At 32.7% G+C, this 26171-nt stretch carries 22 protein-coding genes and 1 tRNA gene; 21 read left to right on the top strand and 2 right to left on the bottom strand.

The genetic code is table 11. The features are described 5' to 3' along the window. Positions 1-76 precede the first annotated feature (76 nt). Positions 77-1468, bottom strand: a complete 1392-nt coding sequence (gene dnaA / locus BV60_RS0117165; protein WP_029323703.1) for a chromosomal replication initiator protein DnaA — start codon at positions 1466-1468, stop codon at positions 77-79. 487 nt (positions 1469-1955) lie between these two features. Between dnaA and rpmH the strand changes: the two genes are divergently transcribed. From rpmH to BV60_RS0117060, 21 genes are all read left to right on the top strand, one after another. Then, on the top strand, positions 1956-2090 hold the full coding sequence (gene rpmH, locus BV60_RS0117160; protein ID WP_022761795.1) for a 50S ribosomal protein L34: 135 nt from the start codon (positions 1956-1958) through the stop codon (positions 2088-2090). 114 nt (positions 2091-2204) lie between these two features. Then, a complete protein-coding gene (gene rnpA, locus BV60_RS0117155) occupies positions 2205-2582 on the top strand; it encodes a ribonuclease P protein component (RefSeq protein WP_035777842.1) in 378 nt (125 codons plus the stop codon). Continuing rightward, on the top strand, positions 2554-2763 hold the full coding sequence (gene yidD, locus BV60_RS0117150) for a membrane protein insertion efficiency factor YidD (protein ID WP_029323700.1): 210 nt from the start codon (positions 2554-2556) through the stop codon (positions 2761-2763). Before rnpA ends, yidD begins: the two co-directional genes overlap by 29 nt. A 17-nt stretch (positions 2764-2780) precedes the next feature. Continuing rightward, on the top strand, positions 2781-4070 hold the full coding sequence (locus tag BV60_RS0117145; protein ID WP_029323699.1) for a YidC/Oxa1 family membrane protein insertase: 1290 nt from the start codon (positions 2781-2783) through the stop codon (positions 4068-4070). Positions 4071-4085: 15 nt separating this feature from the next. After that, positions 4086-4892 carry an RNA-binding cell elongation regulator Jag/EloR gene (jag, locus tag BV60_RS0117140; RefSeq protein ID WP_029323697.1) on the top strand — a complete coding sequence of 269 codons (807 nt, stop codon included), beginning with the start codon at positions 4086-4088 and terminating at the stop codon, positions 4890-4892. Between the two features lie 91 nt (positions 4893-4983). Further along, on the top strand, positions 4984-6381 hold the full coding sequence (gene mnmE, locus BV60_RS0117135) for a tRNA uridine-5-carboxymethylaminomethyl(34) synthesis GTPase MnmE (RefSeq protein WP_029323696.1): 1398 nt from the start codon (positions 4984-4986) through the stop codon (positions 6379-6381). A gap of 18 nt (positions 6382-6399) precedes the next feature. Further along, complete coding sequence (mnmG, locus tag BV60_RS0117130) at positions 6400-8328, top strand: tRNA uridine-5-carboxymethylaminomethyl(34) synthesis enzyme MnmG (RefSeq protein WP_029323695.1); 1929 nt, start codon at positions 6400-6402, stop codon at positions 8326-8328. Positions 8329-8387: 59 nt separating this feature from the next. Further along, positions 8388-9125: a 16S rRNA (guanine(527)-N(7))-methyltransferase RsmG gene (gene rsmG, locus BV60_RS0117125; RefSeq protein WP_029323694.1), complete on the top strand. Its 738-nt coding sequence runs from the start codon at positions 8388-8390 to the stop codon at positions 9123-9125. 319 nt (positions 9126-9444) lie between these two features. Then, positions 9445-10209, top strand: a complete 765-nt coding sequence (locus BV60_RS0117120; RefSeq protein WP_029323693.1) for a ParA family protein — start codon at positions 9445-9447, stop codon at positions 10207-10209. Between the two features lie 193 nt (positions 10210-10402). Further along, on the top strand, positions 10403-11296 hold the full coding sequence (locus BV60_RS0117115; RefSeq protein WP_029323692.1) for a ParB/RepB/Spo0J family partition protein: 894 nt from the start codon (positions 10403-10405) through the stop codon (positions 11294-11296). A gap of 15 nt (positions 11297-11311) precedes the next feature. After that, the gene (locus BV60_RS0117110; RefSeq protein WP_029323691.1) at positions 11312-11824 is read left to right on the top strand and encodes a DUF4446 family protein; all 513 of its coding nucleotides are present in this window, start codon (positions 11312-11314) and stop codon (positions 11822-11824) included. 45 nt (positions 11825-11869) lie between these two features. Continuing rightward, positions 11870-13156 carry a serine--tRNA ligase gene (gene serS / locus BV60_RS0117105; protein WP_029323690.1) on the top strand — a complete coding sequence of 429 codons (1287 nt, stop codon included), beginning with the start codon at positions 11870-11872 and terminating at the stop codon, positions 13154-13156. A gap of 98 nt (positions 13157-13254) precedes the next feature. Beyond that, positions 13255-14139: a DUF3881 family protein gene (locus BV60_RS0117100; RefSeq protein WP_029323688.1), complete on the top strand. Its 885-nt coding sequence runs from the start codon at positions 13255-13257 to the stop codon at positions 14137-14139. 109 nt (positions 14140-14248) lie between these two features. Further along, positions 14249-14322, top strand: a tRNA-Arg gene (locus BV60_RS0117095). Between the two features lie 357 nt (positions 14323-14679). Further along, entirely contained in the window at positions 14680-15390 is a 711-nt protein-coding gene (locus tag BV60_RS0117090; protein WP_029323686.1) for a hypothetical protein, read from the top strand. Then, positions 15387-16037, top strand: a complete 651-nt coding sequence (locus tag BV60_RS24240; protein WP_197029589.1) for a CD3324 family protein — start codon at positions 15387-15389, stop codon at positions 16035-16037. Before BV60_RS0117090 ends, BV60_RS24240 begins: the two co-directional genes overlap by 4 nt. Positions 16038-16274: 237 nt before the next feature. Next, entirely contained in the window at positions 16275-18626 is a 2352-nt protein-coding gene (locus BV60_RS0117080; RefSeq protein WP_051656824.1) for a DUF3160 domain-containing protein, read from the top strand. 10 nt (positions 18627-18636) lie between these two features. Next, positions 18637-20064 (top strand): CapA family protein, encoded by a 1428-nt coding sequence (locus BV60_RS22295; protein WP_051656823.1) that lies wholly within the window; start codon positions 18637-18639, stop codon positions 20062-20064. Between the two features lie 46 nt (positions 20065-20110). Further along, on the top strand, positions 20111-21208 hold the full coding sequence (locus BV60_RS0117070; RefSeq protein ID WP_029323681.1) for an NHL domain-containing protein: 1098 nt from the start codon (positions 20111-20113) through the stop codon (positions 21206-21208). Between the two features lie 17 nt (positions 21209-21225). Continuing rightward, on the top strand, positions 21226-23661 hold the full coding sequence (locus tag BV60_RS0117065; RefSeq protein ID WP_029323680.1) for a clostripain-related cysteine peptidase: 2436 nt from the start codon (positions 21226-21228) through the stop codon (positions 23659-23661). 6 nt (positions 23662-23667) lie between these two features. Continuing rightward, complete coding sequence (locus BV60_RS0117060) at positions 23668-24624, top strand: 3'-5' exonuclease (protein WP_029323678.1); 957 nt, start codon at positions 23668-23670, stop codon at positions 24622-24624. Positions 24625-24650: 26 nt separating this feature from the next. Here BV60_RS0117060 and BV60_RS0117055 read toward each other — a convergent pair whose 3' ends face one another. Then, a complete protein-coding gene (locus BV60_RS0117055; protein ID WP_029323676.1) occupies positions 24651-26072 on the bottom strand; it encodes a D-alanyl-D-alanine carboxypeptidase family protein in 1422 nt (473 codons plus the stop codon). Positions 26073-26171: the final 99 nt, after the last annotated feature.

The raw sequence follows: 26171 nt of genomic DNA, 5'->3' as shown, positions 1-26171 counted from the left end.
TAAAAAAGTTTTCCACTCCTATCCCCAATTTATAAACAATTTATAAAGTATTTATAAACTGAGTTATCCACTTACATCAAGCTGAGGGGTTTAGTTTCTTATTAATAATATCAATATTTCTGTTTAGCTCATCATCAATCTCTAACAGATCTTTTATCTTACTGATACCACTCATTACAGTAGTATGATCTTTTTTACCGAGAGCTTTTCCGATTTCCTCAAGAGGTGCGTCGGTGAGTTCTCTGGCAAGATACATAACTATCTGTCTTGGAAGAACAATCTCTTTATTTCTCTTCTTAGAAGCAATATCTTCCTGTCTTACATTATATTGCTCGCATACTGTAGTAATAATAAGAGGTATTGTAATAACTTTTGACACATCCGGATAAATGATATCCTTGAGTGCTTCCTTTGCGTTATCCAAAGTTATTTCTACTTTATTAAGACGTGAAAAGGCTATTATTTTGTTATATGCCCCTTCTAGTTCTCGTATATTTGATTTGATGTTGGTTGCTATATATTCAAAGATTTCATCGTCGATATGTTTTGAATAACTTTCGGCATTCTTTTTAAGAATGGCCATTCTGGTTTCATAATCAGGAGCCTGAATATCAGATATTAGTCCCATTTCGAAACGTGATCTGAATCTTTCTTCAAGTGTTTCCATTTCCTTTGGTGGTTTATCTGATGAAATGATAATTTGTTTTCCTGACTGATGAAGAACATTAAATGTGTGAAAGAACTCTTCCTGTGTACTTTCTTTTCCTATAATAAACTGTACGTCATCTACCATAAGCACATCTACTGTACGATATTTATCTCTAAGTCTGCTCATGGCTTCGGCTTTACCACTTCTTATTGATTCTATAACTTCATTTGTAAATTGCTCTGATGTAACATACAAAACCTTAAAATTCGGATTGTTTTCTATAATAAAATGACCAATAGCATGCATAAGGTGAGTTTTTCCAAGTCCCGGTCCTCCGTAAAGGAAGAGAGGATTGTAAGCTTCTCCTGGTGATTCTGCTACCGCAAGAGATGCATTGTAAGCAAATCTGTTATTACCACCAACTACATATGTATCAAATACATATTTGGGATTAAGATTTGAAAATTCATAGTTATTTTGGTTAATTCGAGAATCATTTGAATTATTATGTTGAGTTTCTTCATTATTAATATGTGCATCTTTTTCCAGTAAGAATTCTACTTCAACATTTTCATTTAAAAACTCAGATAAAGTAACCTTAAAAAACATTTGATACTTTCTCTCTATATAATTAAGGAAGTTACTGTCATCAAAAGGAATTAAAACAATAACTGTGCCATTTTCATATTTGAAAAAGGATAATGGCTTTATCCATGTATCAAATGAAATAGCAGTCATTCCAAGCTCTCTGCGTATTTCGTCCTTCAAGCTGTCAAAGTTATCAGCTAGTTTTTTTGTTATTTCTGTTGCTTTTTCCATAAAAATCTCCATTTTGTGAATTTACGCTTTATTTTATCTTATGGAAAACTAAATATCAAATTAAGGGAAATTGTGGATAACTTTTTTAAAAAAAATATTTTTTAATGTCATTTTCTTATATAAGAGGAAAAAGTGGAAAAGTAATAATAAGATACACACCGTATCAAACCCGCATAAATACTGAATTCTAAAAAAATATTCACATCTTTATCAAAATGTTTTCCACAAACTATCCACAATTTGTGGATAAGAAATATAAATTTACAGATAATAACAGTTTATCCACAAAATCAACATTTAGATGTGGATAAGTTTTTTTTACACCATATATTGATAAACATTTTTTTTAATAATTTTATAAGTTATCCACAATTTATTTTATAACTTGACGGAAATGCTTAATTTTATTATAATAACAACGATTTTTTCTGATTCAGACAATTATATTATTTGCTAAATAGATCTAAGAAGGAGGTGTATTTCGACTATGAAGAGAACTTATCAGCCGCATAAGCTTCAGAGAGCTCGTGTTCACGGCTTTAGAGCAAGAATGGCAACTAAGGGAGGCAGAAAGGTACTTGCTGCCAGAAGACTTAAGGGTAGAAAGAAAATATCTGCATAATAGGGACCACATTATGTTGTGGTCTTATTACGCGAATGTGCATAGATGCATATTCGCGTATTTTCTTATTTTGTAATATTTTATGAAATAAGACTTTCCGATAAGGATAATAATATGCAAAAAACAGAAAGTTTAAAGAAAACCGCTGATTTTCATCTTGTTTATAAGACGGGTAAAAGCTACGCAGATAAAAATATTGTTGTTTATGTCAGAAAAAATGATACAAATATGAACAGATTGGGAATTTCAGCAAGTAAAAAAGTAGGTAACAGTATTGTAAGGCACAGGTTTGCAAGACTTGTTAGAGAAGTTTACCGACTACATGAAAATATATTTAATAGTGGTTTAGATATAGTAGTCGTGGCCAGAAGCCGTGCTAAGGATGCTTCATATTTTGATATAGAAAAATCATTCTTATATCTGGCCTGTAAGTCTCATCTAAGAAAAAATGATGAGGTGAAAGATGAAGAAGATACTGATATTACTAATTAGGTTTTATCAAAGGTATGTTTCTCCTTTAAAGAGAACAAAATGTCCGTATATACCGACTTGTTCACAATACGGATTGGAAGCAATAGAAAAATATGGTGCAATAAAAGGAAGCTTATTAGCCGCATGGAGAATACTTAGATGTAATCCTTTTTCAAGTGGCGGATATGATCCTGTACCGTAATTATCGGAGGATTAGTTTTGAGTATTGTTACACTTACACAATATCAGGGGAAAATTGTAGGTCCGATTGCCTGGCTGCTTGGCCATATTATGAATTGGATTTTTATATTCCTTAATAAGATAGGTATACCAAGTACCGGTCTTGCAATTATTTTATTTACTATTATTATTAATCTCTTGCTTTTGCCCTTAACTTATAAGCAGCAGAAGTTTTCTAAGCTTCAAAGCAAGATGAATCCTGAGCTTCAGGCTATTCAAGCTAAGTATAAAGGTAAGAAAGATAATGATTCAATGCTGGCTCAGCAGGAAGAAATAAAAGCTCTTTATGCTAAGTATGGCGTTTCTCAGACAGGTAGTTGTGTTCAGATTTTAATACAGTTTCCTGTAATGATAGCTCTTTACAGAGTTATTTATTCAATGCCTGCTTATGTTAGTCAGATTAAACAGGCTTTTTATCCTTTGGTAAGTCAGCTTAGGGAGACAGTAGGAGCTGCTGATTTTATTCAGACACTTTCAAGTGCTTCTCAATATGCGAAACAGTTTACTAATGAAGCATTTACTTCTGGTAATACTACTTATATAGAGAATACTTTCATTGATGTTCTTTATAAGTCATCAACATCTGATTGGAATGCACTTACTGAAAAATTTGGAAGTCTTTCTGATTCTATAAATAATACGCACAACTTACTTAATACTTATAATAGTTTTCTTGGATTAAATATTGGTGATTCACCTTCATATATGATTCAGACTGCTTTTAATAATAAGTCATTTGTAATGTTTATTGTTGCGCTTATTATTCCCGGACTTTCATTTTTAACACAATGGATAAGCTTAAAACTTATGCCTCAGCCTGCAACTTCAAATGATCCTAATGATCAGGCTGCACAGATGGCTAATTCAATGAAAACAATGAACATGATGATGCCTGTTATGTCATTATTCTTCACATTTACTTTCCCTGCAGGTCTTGGTATTTATTGGATTATAGGTGCTGTTGTTCGTACAATTCAGCAGATTGTTATAAATAAGCATATTGATAAGATGGATATTGATGCTCAAATAGCGAAGAATGCTGAGAAGTATAACAAGAAAATGGAGGAGATGAAAGCTACTCCTCAGATGAACCGCTATGCTAATATGAATACCAGAACTATGAACAGTTATTCTTCAACACGTTCTGATAAGGAGAAGGAAGAAGGGCTTAAAAAGGCAAACGATATTTACGAATCCGGAAAAGCTAATAAGAAAAGTTTGCTTGCCAGAGCAAATATGGTTAAGGAATTCGATAATAAGAATAATTAATTAGGGGATACGATTATGGATTATATTGAAATTTCAAAAAAGACTGTTGAAGATTGTATAACCGAAGCATGCGCACAGCTGATGGTAACAAGTGATAATCTTGATTATGAAGTGATTTCTACTGGTTCTACCGGTTTTCTTGGTTTAAATGTAAAACCTGCAATTATAAGAGCAAGAGTTAAATCAGATGAAACAAAAAATGTAGAAAAGAAAACTACTTTGGAAGAGCAGATTGAATCTAAGGTAAAAGAACAGGCAGAAAAGAAGGCTGCTGTTAAATTAGAAAAAACAGAAGAAAATATTACTGAAGTTACAAATACCAATTCAAATGTAACAGAGGAAAAAGAAATAACTTATAGTTTTGATCATGAATTTATTACAAAAGCAAAAGAGTTTCTTTCTAAAGTATTTGGCGCTATGAATATGAAAGTTGATATTAATGCCAAATATAATTTAACAGATAAGGTTCTTGAAATTGATCTTTCAGGAAATGAAATGGGTGTTCTGATTGGCAAAAGAGGCCAGACTCTTGATTCACTTCAGTATCTTATATCTCTTGTAGTTAACAGAGACAGTGAAGATTATATTCATGTAAAAGTTGATACAGAAAATTATAGGGATAGAAGAAAAGCAACTCTTGAAAATCTTGCAAAGAATATTGCTTATAAGGTTCGAAAAAATAGACAATCCGTTTCTCTTGAACCAATGAATCCTTATGAAAGACGTATTATTCATTCAGCACTTCAGGCTGATAAGTATGTTACAACTCATAGTGAAGGTGAGGAACCTTTCCGCAGAGTTGTTGTAACTCTTAAGAAATAACAAAATATTAAGAGCTGCCATTGATTTTATATTAATTTCAATTGGCAGCTTTTATTGCATTTTTTATATTTTTATTTTTTGAGGAATAGAAATGTTTTTTAAGGAAGATACAATATGTGCTATAGCAACTGCAATGATTGATGCCGGAATTGGAATAATCAGAGTTAGTGGTGATAAAGCTATAGAAATAGTAGATAAGTTATATATAGATGCTAAAGGAAATCATAGCCTTAAACTGTTTGAAAGCCATACTATAAATTATGGTTTTATTGTTGATGATAACAATAATAAAGTTGATGAAATAATGGTTTCATTAATGAAAGCACCGAGGAGTTATACAAAAGAGAATGTTGTTGAGATTAACTCACATGGTGGAAGACTTATAATGGAAAAAATATTGAATCTTCTTATTTCGAACGGATGTAGAATTGCTGAACCCGGTGAATTTACAAAAAGGGCTTTTTTAAATGGGAGAATTGATCTTACCAGGGCAGAAGCAATAATGGATCTTATACATGCTCAAAATGAATTTTCGGTAAAAAATTCAGAACTTCAGTTGAATGGATTATTATTTAAAAAAGTCGATGAACTAAGAAAAGAAATTTTATATGAAATGGCATATATAGAATCTGCCATCGATGATCCTGAAAATTATGATCTGACTGATTATGACAAAACGATTAGAAGTAAAAATAATGAATGGATCGATAAACTTGAAAAAATGATCAATACTTCTGATGAAGGTATTATTCGAAAAGATGGAATAAAAACTGTTATTATTGGTAAGCCAAATGCCGGAAAATCATCCCTTCTTAATAAACTAGCAGGAGAGGAAAAAGCGATAGTAACAGATATAGAAGGTACGACAAGAGATGTTATAGAAGAAAATATAAGATTAGGCGATATTATACTTAAAGTTATGGATACTGCAGGAATAAGAGATACTGAGGATAAAGTTGAAAAAATTGGTGTCGATAGAGCTGTTAAATCTGCAGAGAATGCTGATCTTATTTTATATATTATAGATTCAACAGATGATTCTGTTTCAACTGATGACAGAATAAAAAAGATAATATCTGATAAGAATGTAATTATACTTCTTAATAAAAATGACATCAGTGATAATATCAATTCACTAGAAAATGATATAAAAAAAATATATGGAATTGAAATACCTGTAATAAAGACATCAATGATTGATGATACAGGTATTGATGAGTTAAAACATATAATAACTAATTTATTTTTTAATGGTGACATATCATTAAAGGATGAAATATATATAACAAACATAAGACAAAAAGAAGCATTGCTAAATTCACTTGATAGCTTGAAAAAAGTTCAGGCCAGTATAGATGCTTCTATGTCAGAGGATTTTTATTCAATAGATCTCATGAATGCTTATACTTTCTTAGGTGAAATAATAGGCCAGGAAGTAGATGAAGATCTTGTTGAAGAAATATTCTCAAAATTCTGTATGGGTAAATAATTTTATTGGAGATTTTTTATGTTAGCTGATAGCGTTGATGTAATTGTAATAGGTGGTGGACATGCAGGTTGTGAAGCTGGACTTTCTGCCGCACGAATCGGATTAAAAACAATATTATTCACTTTAAGTGTCGATAATATTGCATTTATGCCATGTAATCCACATATAGGTGGATCATCTAAAGGACACTTGGTTAGAGAAATTGATGCACTGGGCGGTGAAATGGGAAAAAATATTGATAAAACATATCTCCAGTCTAAAATGTTAAACAAATCAAAGGGTCCTGCCATTCATTCACTTCGTGCTCAAGCTGATAAATTGGAATATTCTAAATCAATGAAGATGATTCTGCAGAATCAGGAAAATTTAATCATTAAGCAATCTGAAATTTCAGAAATTATTTTTGAGGATTTTAAAGAGACAGATGATGAATTCATAAATCATGGATACGAGAAAAAAATTAAAGGTGTAAAAACAGTTACGGGATTAGTATATGAAGCAAAAGCTATAATATTATGTACCGGAACATACCTAAAGAGCAGATGCTTATGTGGAGAATCAATTTCTTATACCGGACCTAATGGATTACAACCTTCTAATCTTTTATCTGATTCCCTGATAAAAGCAGGAGTTGAACTTAGAAGATTTAAAACTGGAACACCTGCAAGAATGGATGGAAATTCAATTGACTTCTCAAAAATGGAAATCCAGTATGGTGATACTCCTGTAGTTCCTTTTTCTTTTGACACAAATCCTGACGATATACAGAAAGAACAATTTAATTGCTGGTTAACCTATACAAATGAAAAAACACATGAAATTATACGAAATAATATAAATAGATCTCCAATATATGCGGGAATAATTGAGGGTATAGGTCCTAGATATTGCCCATCTATTGAAGATAAAGTTGTAAAATTTCCTGATAAAATAAGACATCAGGTATTTATTGAACCCGAGGGTACTTATACAAATGAGATGTATGTAGACGGTATGTCATCATCTATGCCTGAGGATGTACAAGTTCAAATGTATAGAACAGTACCCGGTCTAGAAAAATGTATTATTGTAAAAAATGCATATGCAATAGAGTATGATTGTTTATGTTCGGGACAGCTTGCACCTACATTAGAAATAAAGAAGATAAAAGGACTTTTTAGTGCAGGACAATTTAACGGTAGTAGTGGCTATGAGGAAGCAGCAGCTCAAGGACTTTATGCAGGTATAAATGCATGTATGCAAATTTTAGGAAAACCTTATATTTCTATTGATAGATCTGAGGGATATATAGGAGTTCTTGTTGATGACATTGTTACAAAGGATAATCTAGAGCCTTATAGAATGATGACATCCAGAGCTGAATATAGATTGTTACTTAGACAAGATAATGCTGATATTCGTTTAAGAAAAAAAGGTTATGAAGCTGGTCTTATTTCAGAAGAAAAATACAAATCACTTATTTTAAAAGAAAAACAGATAGAAGATGAGATGAATCGTTTAAAATCAATAAAAGTTGGAGCCTCATCTAATGTGCAGGATTTTATGGAAAGACATAATTCTCCTAAATTGAAAACAGCAGTTTCACTTGCTGAACTTATTTGTCGTCCTGAACTTGATTATCAAAGCATTGAAGAACTTGATATGGATAGACCAGAATTATCTAAAGATATAATTGAACAGGTTGAAATCAATATAAAGTATGAAGGTTACATAGATAGACAAAAAAGACAAGTTGAAAAATTTAGAAAGATGGAAAATAAAAGAATTCCTTCAGACATAAATTATGATGATGTATTAAGTTTACGACTTGAAGCAAGAGCAAATCTGAAAAAAATTAAACCAGTTAATGTTGGTCAGGCATCTAGAATCAGTGGAGTTAATCCTGCTGATATTTCTGTATTACTTGTTTATTTAGAAAATTATTCAAGAAATAATTATAACCACTAATTGTATTATATGTTTCACGTGAAACACTATATATTGTATTTTTTAAGGAGTAAAAAAATTTGAATAATAACTTTAATAATTTTATTAAAGATGTTGGAGAATTTAATATTAGTCTTACAGACTATCAGTTAGAGCAGCTGGAAAAATACTATGAATTACTAATTGAATGGAATGAAAAAATAAATCTTACTGCAATCACTGATTTTAATGATGTATGTAAATTGCATTTTGTTGATTCTATTTCAGCTGCAAAAATTTTTGATTTTAGTGATCAGAATTATTCATTGATTGATATTGGTACTGGTGCAGGCTTACCCGGTATTGTATTAAAAATTGTATTTCCAAAACTGAACATAACTTTACTTGATTCATTACAAAAGAGAATAAATTTTTTGGATACTGTGATAGAAAAATTAGATCTAAATACGGAAGGTAAAATAGTTACAGTTCATGGTAGAGCAGAAGATTTAGCAGATTATAAAAAGGGTGAATTAAGAGAAAAATATGATATAGCTGTTTCTCGGGCTGTAGCAAAATTCTCCACTTTATGTGAATATGATTTACCTTTTGTAAAAGTTGGTGGAAAGTTTATTGCATATAAAGGTGATAAAGGTACAGAAGAAATAGCAGAAGCAAAAAATGCGCTGTACTTATTAGGTGGAAAAATAAATATAAAAGAGGAATTTAATCTACCAAATTCTGATATAAGAAGAACAATATGCATTATAGATAAGGTTCAAAAAACATCATCCAAATATCCAAGAAAAGCAGGAACACCTCAAAAAAATCCTTTGTAATAAAAATTTAGTTAAATATGTAATAATTTCTGATTTAAATTCATAATTAGTTACTTCTATTTACTATATAATATATAAAAAATATATATTAAAAAAGTTTCACGTGAAACATTGAAAATTTAAAAATATTATTCATACAATAAATTGTTTCACGTGAAACATATAAACGCAATATATAGTTGTATTAAGTCGTGAAACATTAATTACTTGAATATTGTATCGACAATATAAACAATTACATATAGAAATATAAAACTGACAAAGATAAATTGTGTTATAATTACAAAGTTGAAAAATTAAAGAGGGAGAGAAAAAGTAAATGGGAAGAGCAATAGCTATAGCCAACCAAAAGGGTGGAGTCGGTAAGACTACAACATCTATAAATCTTTCAGCTACACTCGCTGAAAAAGGAAAAAAAGTTCTTGTTATTGATACAGATCCTCAGGGAAATACAACCAGTGGTTTTGGATTAAATAAGAATCAGTTAGAAAACACAATCTATGAATTGCTAATAGGAGAATGTAATGTAAACGATGCATTATATACAAATGTAGTAGATGGTGTAGATATTATTCCTTCAAATGTAAATCTTGCTGCAGTTGAGATTGAGTTAATAGATATGGAAGAAAAGGAGTTTATTCTAAGGAACGCAATAGAAAAAATTAGAAAAAACTATGACTTTATAATAATAGATTGTCCTCCTTCTTTGAGTATGTTAACAATAAATGCCATGACTACAGCTAATACAGTTTTAGTTCCAATTCAATGTGAATATTATGCTTTGGAAGGACTTAGTCAATTAGTACATACAGTTAATCTTGTAAAAGAGAGATTAAATGAAAATCTTGAAATGGAAGGTGTCATATTTACTATGTATGACTCACGAACAAACCTTTCAATGCAAGTAGTTGAAAATGTAAAAGATCATATTTCTGAAAATGTGTATAAAACAATTATTCCAAGAAATATAAGATTAGCAGAGGCACCAAGCTACGGACTTCCAATAAATCTATATGATACAAGATCATCAGGTGCAGAAGCATATAGACTTCTTGCTGATGAAGTAATAGGAAGAAAATTTTAATAATTAAATACAAAGATTTAATTATTAAATTTATAATGATACAATAAAATGTATCACGTGAAACATTATCACTATATATAGTATATTAAAAGAACTTAAGGTATTAGTGAGTATTAATAAATATTATACTAATCTGAGTAAAAAAATATTTGTATATAGATGAATAAAAAAAGAGAAATGAAAGAGGTAAAACATGGCATCAAAGAATGCAAAGAGAGGCCTTGGGAAAGGACTTGATGCGCTTATTGCTCCGGCACCGACTCCAACTAAAAAAGAATCGGATGGAAAACCTGAAGAAGGACAGGTAGTAACAATAAATATAACAAAGGTTGAACCAAATAGAGAACAGCCAAGAAAAACATTTGATGAAGATAAACTATTAGAACTATCTGATTCCATAAAACAATACGGAATAATAAATCCTTTGATAGTTCAAGATAGAGGAGACCACTATGAAATAATTGGTGGTGAAAGAAGATGGCGTGCTGCTAAGAAAGCAGGATTAAAAGAAGTTCCTGTAATAATTAAAAATCTGACAGAAGAAGAAATAGCAGAATATGCGTTAATTGATAATATTCAGAGGGATGATCTTAATCCTATAGACGAAGCGCTTGCATTTAAAAAACTAATCGATGATTTTGGATATACTCAGGACATAGTTGCAGAGAAAGTTTCTAAAAGTCGTGTTGCTATTACAAATTCACTTAGACTATTAAAGTTATGTGAAGAAGTAAGACAAATGGTTATTGATGGTAAACTTTCTACCGGACATGCCAGAGCATTAATTTCAATAGAGGATAAAGAAAAACAAATAGAAATTGCTGAACAGATTTTTGATCAAAAAATGAGTGTACGTGATACGGAGAAGCTAGTCAAAAATCTGGGAAAAGTAAAAAAGCAGAGCAAAAAGGATACAAAAATTAATCCAAGTATTGAATCAGTTTATAGAGATTTGGAAGATAAATGTACACAGGCGACAGGTACAAAAGTTTCTATATCTACAAAAGGTGATGGTGTAGGTAAAATAGAAATTGAATTTTACAGTACGGATGATCTTGAAAAAATTACAGAGCGGTTATTCAGATAGGGGAGAAGTTGAGGGATGAATAGTAACTTGTTGGGACAATTAGGGTTAAATATTGATATTGCTTTTATTCTTATTCCTATTATATTATTGATAATTGTTCTTCTAATATTATTGATAATGCAGTCTAACAGAATTAAAAGTATTGAAAATCAAATATCAAGATTTATGAAAGGAAAAGAAGCTGCTTCACTTGAAGAAGAAATAGTTGCTTTGTTTGAAGATAACAAGTTTATAAAAAAGGCAACAGAAAAAAACCAAAAAGATATAGATGACTTATATGAAAGATTAGCTTCATGCTTCCAAAAAGTCGGAATAATAAAATATGATGCATTTAATCAAATGGGTGGACAATTGAGTTACTCGATTGCATTATTGGATGAAAATAATAACGGATTTTTATTAAATTCTGTACACAGTACAGAAGGCTGCTATTCCTATTCTAAAGAAATCAGAAATGGCAAATGTAAACTCGAACTTGGAGATGAAGAACAGATGGCTTTAAATGAAGCTATTGATTATCAAAACTAACAATTTGTAACCAAAGTTACAATTATAATAAAAGGGGAAAAGAAAATGATAGATATTAAATTCTTAAGAGAGAATCCTGATGTAGTAAAGGAAAATATTAAAAAGAAGTTTCAGGATGAAAAACTCCCGCTTGTAGATGAAGTTATTGAACTTGATAACGAGAGAAGAAGTAATCAGCAACAGGCAGACGAACTTCGCGCACATAAGAATAAAATTTCAAAAGAAATCGGTGCACTTATGGCACAGGGAAAGAAAGAGGAAGCTGAACAGAAAAAGGAAGAAGTAGCAGCTAATGCTAAGAGACTTGCAGAACTTGAGGAAAATCAAAAAATTGTAGATGAGAAAGTAATGAAAATAATGATGGTTATTCCTCAAATTATTGATGAAAGTGTTCCGATTGGTAAAGATGATTCAGGAAATGTAGAAATAGAAAAATTTGGTGATCCTTTTGTTCCAGATTTTGAAATACCGTATCATACAGATATAATGGAAAGATTTAACGGAATTGATTTTGATGCAGCAAGAAGAGTTGCAGGTAATGGATTCTATTATTTGATGGGTGATATTGCCAGACTTCATTCTGCAGTCATTTCATATGCCAGAGACTTCATGATAGACAGAGGTTTTACATATTGTGTACCTCCTTTCATGATTCATGGAAATGTCGTTGAAGGTGTAATGAGTTTTCCTGAAATGGAAGCTATGATGTATAAGATTGAAGGTGAGGATTTATACCTGATTGGAACAAGTGAACATTCCATGATTGGTAAATTCAAGGAACAACAGATTATGGAGGAAGAACTTCCTCAGACACTTACAAGTTATTCTCCTTGCTTCAGAAAAGAAAAAGGAGCACACGGAATTGAAGAGCGCGGTGTTTACAGAATACATCAGTTTGAAAAACAGGAAATGATAGTTGTATGTAAGCCTGGAGATTCAAAGATGTGGTATGACAAGCTTTGGCAGAATACAGTTGATTTATTTAGGTCATTGGATATTCCGGTTCGTACACTTGAGTGTTGCTCAGGAGATCTTGCAGATCTTAAATGTAAGTCATGCGATGTAGAGGCATGGTCACCCAGACAGAAAAAATATTTTGAAGTTGGAAGTTGCTCAAATTTAGGTGATGCTCAGGCAAGAAGACTTAAGATAAGAATAAAAGGAAAAGATGGAAATTATCTTGCACATACATTGAATAATACTGTTGTAGCACCTCCGCGTATGCTTATAGCTTTCCTTGAGAATAATCTCAATGAGGATGGCTCTGTAAATGTACCGGTAGCATTGAGACCGTACATGGGTGGTAAGGAAAAACTAATACCTGTAAAATAATAATAATAATATGCATAAACACAATTGAATTGTGTTTATGCATATTAAGTTGTAAGATGGAGAATATTATTTGAAAAAAATGGAAGGAGGTGAAATCCGTGCATAATTATCTAAGAGCAATTGGTTTTGAAAATTTTAAAAGCAGAGAAGATATACAGCAGCTTATAGCTATGACAGTTCAACAAGCTGATTCCAGATCATATGTAACTAAGGATGGAGAAAAGCTTATCGGAGAATTTTGCAAGGATTTTGCCGATGGGATAGGAATTTGTGTTTGTGGAGAGTTCAATGAACAAGACAAATTTCTATATGATTATTATTATCCATATATCAGGGGAACAAGAATCACAACAGAAGAAGATATTACTGTTTCGAGGCATTCATCAAAAGAATCTTATGCAGGTGTATGTGACGATCTAAGAGTAGGAGTTACAATTATTTTTTATCTTCAAAACATGATACCCTATATAAAGATTCAAAATGAAAACAGATTTCCTATAAAAGGGACAACACTAACATTATCAGCACTATCACTTAAAGGCACAGTTATGATGCCAATTGCCAAAACAGAAAGTGATAAAAGCTTTGCAAAAAAAAGAACAAGAGAAAGAGAAATGCTTATGCATAAAGCCAGAAAAGGTGATGAGTCTGCGATGGAATCTCTTTCTATTGATGACATGGATACTTATAGTGCTATATCTAAGCAGATTAAGACAACAGATATTTACACTTTGGTTGATAATTATTTTATGCCATTTGGAGTTGAGTGCGACCAATATTCAATTATGGGAGAAATAATTGAATGCCATGAGGAAAAAAATTCACTTACAGGACAGACATTAGAAATAATGACAATAAATTGTAATGAATTGATTTTTGATGTATGTATAAATAAAAAAGATTTACTTGGTGAACCAATGCCCGGAAGAAGATTCAAGGGAAATATATGGATGCAAGGAATTGTTAATTATCCGGATATGTGAGAATACGCAATTTTTCAAGTGTTGAATAAAAAAATTCACTGTGATAAAATATCATGGTGTGTGAAGAATAATGATTTATATTCTTTACATAAACAGAATTATATTGCAAGTCTTCGTAGCTCAGCTGGATAGAGCACCTGCCTCCTAAGCAGGGGGTCGGAGGTTCGAATCCTCTCGGAGACGTTTAAATAGATCCTTTTATAAGGGTCTATTTTTTTATAATAATTTTTATAAGATAAAATATTCATCAATGGATGAATATTAGTGCGAAAGGAATATTTTGATATCCAAAATCGCGCCTTACGTAAAGTTTTTGAGAACAAAATTGAAATAAAGGAATATGTATAGTTCAACTATAATGATTCTCTCTATATGATTAGCTAACTGATACTGATATCATCATATTTGTAAAAGCGCTGATACATAAGATATGACAATCCACGTACACGAGAATTGGAAAGTGGATTATGAAAACTATAAACTTCATAAGGAATCTATCGCAAGCGGTATGCCTTATAATAAAAGATGAGGAATAAAATTATGAACAGAGACATATTTATAAGAAACCTTACAAAAGAAAAAATCAAAATGAGTCCCACGGGAAGAAATGCTAATGAACTTTCACAGGAAGAATTCGATAGTTGCTATGAAAGCTTCTTTAACATGATATTTGAAATCGCATCGACTGATGTTTCATCACTTGAAGGTTACGGAGAATTTGATGAGAACAACAAGGCTCCCTTTAAATCTTTGGAAGAATTCATCCGCTCAGATATGATCGATGAGCCTGAAGATGGCTATTGGAAGAATTGGAAGCAAATGTTTGGAACAACATTTTTAAAAAAAGATTACTACTATGAAATAGCAGAAAAAGCTCTTAAGAATGTAACCTTTTGTGAAAAGCAGAGGTTTCTTGTAAACAATAATACGTTTTTTTGTAATATGATTATTAGCGATGATGGAAAAACATATTGTACTGATTGGGGAAGAGCAGGTATTATGGACTATCTGATGGATTTTGCAATCCTAGATCTTAATAAGCCATATCTTATGATTCCTGAAAAGCTCTATGAATATGCGAAGAAAAAGAATATAAAAATAGAAAATTTCAAAGAGCGTTTCTTATGTATGGCATATTATAAAGGAATAGTTACACTCAGATGGCATGCATCAATTGATGACCTTGAATCTTGTGAGTCTATCGTCAGATCAATTAACGCCCTTGAAGAAAGAATGAATAAGCTTGTATGAAATACGAAAATGCAAAAAATATCTTGCCTGAAAAATTATTAGAGGAAGTGCAAAAATATGCTGAAGGAAAAGTAATTTATATCCCAAAGAAAGAATCTGCAAAGGGATGGGGAGAAGCATCCGGTTATCGAAAAAGACTGAACAAGCGTAATTCGATAATCTGTAATAGATATTCTGCAGGTCATTCTATAATGGAAATAGCCGAAGAATTCTACCTTTCACCGGAAACCATAAAAAAACTGGTTTATGGTAAAAAAGTGAATTTACCTATGTTTTCACCAACTATTACTTCTGCAGAAAAATATGCATCACAGGGACTTGGAGAAGAGTGGGTACGCACATTTTTAAGTATTTTAGATAAAGAGATTCCGGATTATTCAGAGTATTTCATGTCAGATTTGATCAGAATCCCTTTAAGACTTATCAACTATAAAAATGTCGAAAAGATGGAATATAATGCTGAGGATTTTTCAAATCTTCCGTTGATAGTTATCTATAAAAACCACGCCTTTTCGGTTCCATATCAGCAGGAATATCTACAATTCCTGAAACAGGAAAAAAGAAATTCTCATTATGCCTTTGTCTTTGCATGCAATGAAGAGTATGGATATTTTTGGAATAATTTTGGAAAAAACTTCAGGAGATAAAATATTAAATTTTTGTAAATAGTAACATAGATATAGAAAAAAGCAGGATAATAAGTGAGTAATAATAGATAATACTATTTTGACCTGGCAATATAAGAATCGATATACCAAATGATATATGATATACTTTTTATAGTTATTACAAAAACGTAATTTTGTTTCTTGATATGTTGTGGCAAACAGTTTATTAAACTATTGCTGCAAGTGGTACGCATAAGGTTGAGGGGATATTTAAATATGAAGAAAAAAATTATTTCAATGATTCTTTTATCTACAATAGTTTTTTCGGGATGTTCATCCACAAATGCCAATAATATTAGTACTTCAGAAGGTACGGAATTAAAAACAGAAAAAAGTCAGGAACAATCGGAAAAAAATGCTGACGCTGAAGCAGACGAAAATGCTTCTAATGATGCTGATGATAATGATACAGTACAGGAAAAGGAAGAAAGTACAACTTCAGATGCCAAAGAGAATGATGAGCAGAGTGAGGAGCAAGCTGAAAAGACGGATGAATCACTGACAAATTCAACTTTTCTTGGAAGTGAGGAAGAGATTTATTATGATGCAAATCTTAAGCCTTCGATTCCTGCATACAAAGTAAATGATGATTTTTCAAATGTTGAATATGATAAGATGTTTGATTATAAATTCAATCCTGAATATACCAGTGAATATAATGATCCGGCTAAGCTTAAGGAAATGCTTATTAAGAATTCATTTGCAATAGTAGATGATAATTACAGTGAATTTTTTGATATTTATGAGAGTAACAGATATAGTTATTTTCCTAATTTTGTAACTGTTGATTCTCTTATGCATACATATCATATCTATTTTGCATATCTGATGAAAAAGACCGAATCTGACTATCTGTCAGAAAAATTACAGACTTTAAGCCTGGAGATGCTTGAAAAATCGAAGAAACAATATGATGAATTAAAAGGAACTGAATATGAAACAGCTGCTTTGAATAACCTTATGTTCTTCTATGTTGGAAATTTGTTACTAGATGACAAAACTGAGAAACCGATAGATGATAAAAATTTTGACCAAATTGTTAATACGGAATATAGCAAGATAATTTCAGCTAAAGGAATAGATAAGTGTCTTCTTACAGATTTAAACGAAGATTACAGTCAATATAAACCAAGAGGTTATTATGAAGGCGACGAAAAAATGGAAAAATATTTCCGTACCATGATGTGGTATGGGAGAATTCCATTTGAATTTGAGGATGAAGATGCCACAAGAAGTGCTATGCTTATAACCATGGCAATTTCAGATAATCCTGATGATTGGATGAGTATTTATAATATTACAAGTTTCTTTGCAGGAACATCAGATGATCCGGGATATACAATACTTTCTTCCATATTGAAAGACAGTTTCGGAAAAGAACCTCAAATTAGCGATTTAGCAGGAAATGATGATGCATTTAAAAAAGTATCAGAAAAGGTGAAGAGCCTTGATCCTCCAAAGATTAATTCTATTCCTGTAATGGAAACCGAGGAAAATCTAATACCGTCATTTAGATTTATGGGACAGAGATTTACAATAGATGCTGCGATCATGCAGCGTCTGATATACAGATCTGTAGAAGAAAATTCTGAAGGTGAAAAAAGATATCTTCCGGATGCACTTGATGTAGCTGCAGTATTGGGATCTGACACAGCTTATACAATTATGAAGGATGAGGGAGCGACAGACTATAAAAAGTATGAAGATAATTTAACCACAATGAAATCTTATTTTGGCGGTAATGAACCGGAATTATGGAATGTTAGTCTGTATTCAGGATGGTTAAATACGCTTAGACCGTTATTGGAAAAAAAGACCGAGGGTTATCCTTCTTATATGCTTTCTGAGGAATGGTCCAGGAAAGATCTGGAAACGTTTGTCGGCTCATATACTGAACTTAAGCATGATACTATTTTATATGCTAAGCAGGTACTAGCTGAAATGGGATCAGGGGAAGATGAAGAGACCCCGGATGATAGAGGCTATGTAGACCCTGAACCGGTTGTATACAGCAGGTTTGCATTTTTATCAAAAAAGACAAAGGAAGGTTTGGAATCCTTTGGAATGATAGATGAGAATGGTAAAAAAGATCTTGATTTATTATCGGAAATGTCATTAAAGCTTCTTGAAATTTCCGAGAAAGAATTGAAAAATGAAAAATTGAGTGATGATGATTATGAGTTTATAAGAACTTATGGAGGAAACCTGGAGCATTTTTGGATTGAAGCAAATAAGGAAAATGTTGACGAAGAACTTATATACAGCTACCAGGCTCCGTGTCCTGTTGTTGCTGATATAGCAACTGATCCAAATGGTCAGGTACTTGAAGTAGGAACAGGAAATGCTTCTACTGTTTATGTTGTATTTCCTATAGATGGAAAACTACATATAGGAAGCGGTAGTGTATATGACTTCTATCAGTTTACTGTACCGATTTCCGATAGAATGACAGACTCAGAATGGAGAGAAGCACTTGAAAATGGTCATTTTGATGACGACTGGAACTGGATTGAAAATACCGAAAAGCCCAAAAAACCTGATTGGACAATGGAATACAGAGTAAAGTGAGATTTAAATTATGAGTTTATTCAGAAAATGGCTGCTGCTTATTTTGGTGGCAGTCATTTTTTCTTTAATACTATTTAGACAGAATATATCGGCAAAAGTATCTGTGCAGGATGAAATTCCTAATTGGATTGAGTGGAATGAACAAACAATAGAAACTGAAAATGAGACTATTTTAAGTATTAATTCTAAAAGGCTAATAGTAAAAAATGAAATGACAGGTCTATATTGGCAGTCGGATAAAGAATTTTTTGTACAGGATGTACTTTCTACCAATCTGGATAGTGATGCGGATGAAGAAATAATAGTTCTATTGTGGAAAAGAGGTAAATATGGAAAACACAGGCCTTTTTGGATAACAGATGCGGATAATAGTTACTCACAGCATATTTTTATATATGATATTGAAAATGACAGGGTATCCCAGAAGTGGTGTACATCTGAATTGGGAAGAGTAATAAAAAGAATGAAAGTAATGGAAAAAAACAATGCCATCATACTTTTTGAAGATACAGATGGCAATAATACCCTTTGGTGCTGGCAGGGATTTGGACTTAAAAATATTGATAACAGCGTAAAAATTATTGCTTTTGGTGACAATATAATTCACAAATCTATATATGAATATGCCTTTAATTTCAAAAATGGAAATTTTGATTTTTTATATGAACCATATAAGGAAGAAATAGCAAAAGCAGATATTTCTGCTATACAGGCGGAGACAATACTTGTTGACAAAAAAGAAGCTGTTTCGGGATATCCATCTTTCGGATCACCAATTGAAGTAGGAGATTCAATAGCAAAAGCAGGATTTGATATAGTATCCTGTGCTAATAATCATTGCCTTGATAAGGGTATTACAGGGATAAATACCTCAACAGATTTTTATGAAGAAAATGGACTTATATGTGTAGGAATACAAAACAGTCGGGATACACAATACAAGCCTTATAAAATAATAAAAAGAAACGGAATCAGTTTTGCTGTTTTTTCTTATACCTATGGAACAAATACCATAAATGCTGTAAATAAATACCCTTATGTTGTTCATTATCTTCCAAACAGTAATACAGAAGAATCTGAATTTGTAAAAGAAATAAAAGAAGCAGGTATGGAAGCGGATTTTATAATTGTGTTTGTACATTGGGGAGAAGAATACTCTGATAAAATTAGTAATGAACAGGAAAGAATAACAAAACTATTTAAAGAAGCGAATGTAGATGTAGTGATAGGAACACATCCGCATGTTATCCAGGATGTAAAGATGATAAAAAGAGCGGATAATAAAAATATGCTTGTCTATTATTCTCTTGGAAATTTTGTTTCAGGAAAAATGAAAAATAAAAGGGCAAATATAGGTGGAGAAGCTGTTTTTACAGTAGAATATACATATGAGGGTGTGAAGATAAAGGATTATGAAATGAAAATCTTGCATTTTTGAATTTAAAGATTAAAAAAATGTATAATATTTTATGTGGGGGAATTTCATGTATAAAAAGAATAAATCAAAAGTAAAATGGATAATACTTATTCTTGTTCTATTGGTAACAATATTTTCGGTTTCAATGATAATATGGGGATTATACAAAGAAAAAACTTCTGAAAAAAATCAGGAAGAACAAGGCACTGAAAATGAAGAGGAATTGTATGAAATTGATCAGTCAGGAGCTTTGAATGCATTTAATGCTGAGACTGATGAAAAGGATAATATTAATTTTGCATTGGATGCTCTTCCTGATACAGTTGAACCTTGTGGAATGAGTGTAATAGAAGATGGTTTATATATTACTGATTCTTTTTCAAAATGTATTTGGAAAGTTACGGACAAAACAGCAGAAGTCTATGCAGGTGCTGACAGTTCAAGAGATATATACGATAAACCACAGGGTGGATACAATGATGCAGATGCAAGCGAGGCGCTTTTTAAATTACCATGGGGAATAGCACCTTTCATAGGAGGAATTGCTGTTTCTGACACCGATAATAATGCAATCAGGATAATAAGTGATGGACATGTGGATACGCTCAATTCTTCAGACAGCAATTTTTCTTACAATTATCCTACGGGAATATGTACTGATGAATCGGGAAATCTGTATATTTCAGATACTCATGGAAATGAGATAATAATTGTTTTTTCAGACGGATCTGTTAATTCTTTTATTGATGAATTGGAAAGTCCCATGGGGCTTTGTTGGAATGATGGATATTTGTATATAGCAGAAACCGGTAATAACAGAATAATACGAATCAGTACTTTGGATGTAAGCGCTCCAAAATCAAAAAATGATATTGAGGTAGTTGCCGGAAACGGGGAAGAAGGATCAAATGACGCTGATACATTGAATTCAAGTTTTGCTTCACCAAAGGGTGTCGCTGTAGCTAAAGACGGAACAGTATATGTGGCAGATACTATAAATGGATGTGTAAGAATGGTAAGAAATGGAGAAGTTATTACCATGGCTGTTCTTGATAAAACAAATCCGGATTCGGAACTTATTTCACCTATAGGCATATGTATTCAGGGTAGTAAATTGTACGTGGGTGATAATTTTGGAAGAAAAATATTTGTTGTAGACAGATAAGATGGGGGATAAGAAAAATGGCAGATAAGCCAATAAGAAGAAAAAAGAATGTAGAAGAAGGTGGCGAAGGTGTTCACAGAAGAGATGAGGCCTTAGGAGGAGGCCCTGTAGGATCACAAAACGGGCATTCGGGAAATAATGGCGGAACAACAGGTGGAGGAGGACAAAAAAGAAACAGAGGCTTTAGCCCTCTGTCTGTAATAGTAGTAATTGTAATTTTACTACTTGGTGGAGGCGGAAGTTTACTTGGCGGACTTTCAGATAACGATAATACTGCCTACACGGATAATCAAAACCAGGTAAATAGCGAAACTTCTGCATCCAATAATTTAGAGGAAGATGAAGTGACATCATCTTTAGATGCCCTTTTTGGTAGTGGAACAGGCTATTTTGACCATGTACCCAGTGATTGGATTGATACACCAAATACAGGTGAATTCAATCCGGAGGCAGCAGAGGGTTCCAGAGAAAAAAGAACAAAGATAATCGGAAATGACGAGGACATTACCACAATAATGGTATATATGTGTGGTACCGATCTTGAATCAAGAAGTGCTATGGCTACCAGAGATCTTCAGGAGATGATGGCATCAAATATCAGCGATAACATTAATATACTTGTCTATACCGGTGGATGTAAAAAATGGCAGAATAATGTTATTTCAAATGAAAGAAGTCAGATTTATCAGGTAAAACAAGGTGGATTAGTTCTGGTTAAAGATGACCTTGAGAAAACCAGAATGACAGATGGGGCTACTCTCACCGATTTCATTACCTGGACGGCAGATAATTATGAAGCAAACAGATATGATCTCATTTTCTGGGACCATGGCGGTGGAACAAGCGGCGGGTATGGCTATGATGAACTATATGAAAGAGAAGGGTCAATGGGACTTTCGGAAATAGGAAGTGCCCTTAAAAATAGTGGAGTAACCTTTGATTTTATAGGTTTTGATGCATGTCTGATGGCAACGGTGGAGACAGCACTTGTTGTATCGAATTACGCAGATTATATGATTGCCTCTGAAGAGGTTGAACCGGGAATAGGCTGGTACTACACAGAATGGTTAAATGCGTATTCAAAGAATCCATCAATGGAAACACCTGAACTTGCAAAAATTATTATTGATACTTATACAGATAAGTGTGCAGCAAACTGCAGAGGACAAAAGACAACACTTTCACTAACAGACCTTGCGGAACTTCAAACAAAATTGCCTGAGGAAATGAAGGAATTCTCTAATGCTACTTCAGATAGGATATCCAATAAAGACTATTTGTCAGTAGCAAGTGCAAGAGCAAATACGAGAGAATTTGCTCCTTCATCGAAAATCGATCAGGTAGACTTTTTGCATTTGGCAAAAAATATGAATACAATTGAAGGAGATGAGCTGGCAGAGGTTATTAGGGGCTGCGTAAAGTATAACAGAACCAGTTCTAACATGACCAATGCTTATGGATTATCCATTTTCTTTCCATATAAAAAAGTTTCAAATGTGGATAATATAGTAAATACTTATGAGTCCATAGGCATGGATGCGGGGTATACAGACTGTATTCAGAAATTTGCATCTATGGAAGTAGGTGGACAGATCGCTGCAGGCGGTACAATGTCTCCTATAGGAAGTATTTTTGGTGATTCATCCGATATGGGACAGATGGTATCAAGTGCAGATGTCCTTATTCAACTTTTCAGCACAATGATGAAGAGTGGAGTGACCGGAATTTCAGGTCTTGATTCATCTAATTCATCATTTTTCGGAAAAAATATTGATGCTGAAACAATGGCAGAATACATTTGTGAAAATCAGTTAAGCTCAGAAAAGCTTGAGTGGACTGTAAACGATGCCGGTGATGACGTTATAAAATTGTCAGAAGATGACTGGAAAATCATAGAGGATGTTGATGTAAATATTTTTTATGATGATGGAGAAGGATATGTGGACCTGGGACTTGATAACTCTTATGATATAGATGAGGATGATTATCTGATAGCACCAAAAGACAGAACCTGGGTTTCGATAAATAAAACACCTGTTGCATACTATCGTCTGGATTCACAGGGAGATGAGGACAACTATACTATTACAGGAAAAGTTCCATGCAAAATAAATGGAGTAGATGCTAATCTTATTTTGGTGTTTAATTCTGAAAATGAGGATGGATTTGTTGCAGGTGCTTCTTATGATTATATCGATAATGAGACTGAAACGGTTGCGAAAAATCTAACAGAACTTAATAAGGGTGATAAGATAGATTTTGTCTGTGATTTCTATGATTATGACAAAAATTTCAAATCGCGTTATAAGCTTGGCAATACTTTGATAATGGATGGAGAAATGTCAGATCTTCATATCTCAAACACAGAGGTGGGAGAAGGAAAAGAACTGATATTATTTAAGCTTACGGATATTTACGGACAGGAATATTGGACACCGGCTAAGGAGTATTAAACCTTAATGGGAAATTATATTGTATTTGATCTTGAATGGAATCAGGGAAAAAGTGTAAAAGAAAAGAACGGAAAAGCTCTGCCTTTTGAAATTATAGAAATAGGTGCTGTGAGACTTGATGAAAACAGAAAAAGGACAGGGGAATTCAGTCGACTGATTCGACCTCAGGTATATAAGAAAATGCATAAAATTACTGAGGAATTGATTCATATTTCAATGGAGGATCTACAAAGCGGTGATGATTTTGTCACCGTCATAAATGAATTTCTTGAATGGTGTGGAGAAGAACCAACCTTTTGTACCTGGGGACCTCTTGATCTGACAGAGCTCCAAAGAAATATGGATTTTTATGATCTGCCTTTGCTTTCCGACAGACCTCTCCCTTTTTATGATGTTCAGAAACTCTTCAGTATTCAATATGAAGACGGAAAAATGAGAAGGTCTTTGGAACATGCAACAGAGAGCCTCGGAATGACAAAGGATACAGCTTTCCACAGGGCATTGTCTGATGCTGATTATACTTCAAGGATTTTCTGCGAGTTAAGCAGAAAAGTTTTTTATAATTATTCTTTTGATAATTATGTAACGCCTAAAACAAAAGATCAGGAAATTCATATTATTTTTGAACATTACGCAAAATACATATCCAGGGAGTTTAAATCAAAAGAAGTATTATTGTCAGACCCTGAAGTGATGGGAACCAAGTGCTATATTTGCAACAAGCCAATAAAGCGTAAAGTTAAATGGTTTTCAAATAATGGAAAGCATTTTTATAGTGTATCCTTATGCAAAGAGCATGGTTTTATGAAAGCAAAGGTAAGACTGAAGAAGTCCGAGAGTCAGAAATACTATGCTGTAAAAACTCTTAAATTTATTACAGACAAAGAGATGGAAGAGATGAAAGCCAAATCCGAAAAAAAGAGCTTCAATAAGTTGGGCGATCATAAAAAGAAGGCAGACTGAATAATCTGCCTTCTTTTTCGTCTTTATTAAAATCTGGGGCCACTTCTTTTTTTGGCTTCTTTTTTCCTTCTGTTAAGTCTTTTTCTATCTTGTTTGCTTATACTTGAAAAAGCACCTATCAAAGAGGAAAGATAAATAAAAACTATTACCGAACCACCCATAATGGATATAATTGCCAAAATAAGTTTAATATTGATATAAATCATTTTTGAAGAAGAGTTGTTCACATCTTCAGGAGTGACATAAGTATTTTTTGAAATAAGGATATGTCCGGAACCTATCGGGACACCATTAAAACTATAATTGATTGTTGAAATGACTCCTGTTGAGCCTGTATTATCATCATACGACACTGTGGAAACGGCATCTGATAATGAAGCTGTAACAGGAAGAATCACGTAATCATTTTTTGCAAATTCCAAAAATGAGCTTTGAGTATAAAAAATATTATCTTTTGATGAGAAAAAGGCATTGTCATTTGGAATATAACCTGTTTCTTCGCTTTTTACATTAACAGATTTAAAATTATTAAATCCATAGTCAAACAACGTAACTGTATCCGTAAACTGATAGGGTGACTCTTCCATAAAAACAACACAGATCAAACGCATACCGTTTTTTTCTGCACAGGTAACGAGAGTTTCTCTCGCAAGATCTGTATAACCGGTTTTACCGCCAACTATACCTTCATAAGGTATTTCTCCGGTTATCAATTTGTGCTTGTTATTTAAGTAAAAATCATCAGGCTGCCCGGCACTGGGCGAGAAATGATATCTTGGAGTATTTCCCACGCGACATAAAAGCTCGTTTGAAAAAAAGGCTTTTGATATAAGAGCAAGATCATAGGCACTGGTATAATGATCCGGAGACTGAAGACCATTGGCGTTTGCAAAATGTGTATTTGTACATCCAAGTGATTTTGCTTTCTCATTCATAAGATTGACAAAGCTGTCAATTGATCCGCTTACGTGCTCTGCAACAGCATTTGAAACTTCATTGGCACTTCCAACCATTATTCCGTAAAGCGATTCCTCTAGTGTAAGATATTCACCGACATCCATCCCAATTTTCGAACCGTCTACAGGGACCGAATGTATTGCATTGGCAGAAAAGTCCACTTTGTCATCAAGATTTGAATTTTCCACAGCTAAAAGACAGGTCATTATCTTTGTTGTACTTGCGGGATATAATTCTTCATGTATGTTTTTTTCATAAAGGATAGTTCCTGTATTTACATCCATAAGTATTGCCGCTTCAGCAGCAATCTGAGGCCCCTCAGGCCACCCCTGAATTTCATTGCTTTGAATAGGAAGTACCTTTCTGGCAGCACTGGCAGCTTCTGCATCTGTTTCAGCATAAACTGAAAAAGAATTGAATAAAATAACCGTTAATGAAGCAAAAAGAGCTGACACCTTATATATTTTGTTTATAAGATTATTATTTTTCATAAAAACTCCTTGTAGCAGAATTCTACATTTCTATGATACACTAAAAGAGGAAGGAACCAAAGATAAGGCTGCAAAAACTTTTCAATATGTAGCGTTTGG

It is taken from the genome of Butyrivibrio sp. AE3004, assembly GCF_000703165.1.
GTDB lineage: Bacteria > Bacillota > Clostridia > Lachnospirales > Lachnospiraceae > Butyrivibrio.
Note: the sequence above shows the minus strand (reverse complement) of the source record. Positions and strands in the feature narration are given on the sequence as shown.